The following is a 374-nucleotide window of genomic DNA, read 5'->3' as shown; positions in this document are numbered from 1 at the left end:
GTGTCTTTGATACCAACGATTTCTAACTCGTCGCCAACTTTAACAATACCGCGCTCTACACGACCAGTTACAACCGTACCACGGCCAGAAATAGAGAACACGTCTTCAATAGGCATTAAGAATGCGCCATCAACCGCACGTTTCGGCTCTGGGAAGTACTCATCCATCGCTTGCGTTAAACGGTGAATAGATGGGGCACCAATTTCGCTGGTATCACCTTCCAATGCTTTCAGGGCTGAACCAACAATGATTGGCGTGTCGTCACCTGGGAAATCATATTTGTCCAATAACTCACGAACTTCCATCTCGACCAGTTCAATCAGCTCAGCATCATCAACCATGTCGGCTTTGTTCAAGTAAACAATGATATAGGG

Annotated in this window: 1 protein-coding gene; it reads right to left on the bottom strand. The window is 46.3% G+C overall.

The window, feature by feature from the left end; genetic code table 11:
* On the bottom strand, positions 1-374 hold a 374-nt coding region (locus LGT40_RS00205), incomplete at both ends, for a GTP-binding protein (protein WP_369075662.1).

The sequence above is a fragment of the Methylophaga pinxianii genome (assembly GCF_020447225.1).
Lineage (GTDB): Bacteria > Pseudomonadota > Gammaproteobacteria > Nitrosococcales > Methylophagaceae > Methylophaga > Methylophaga pinxianii.
The sequence above is the reverse complement of the archived record's forward strand: the minus strand, read 5'-3'. Positions and strand labels throughout refer to the sequence as shown.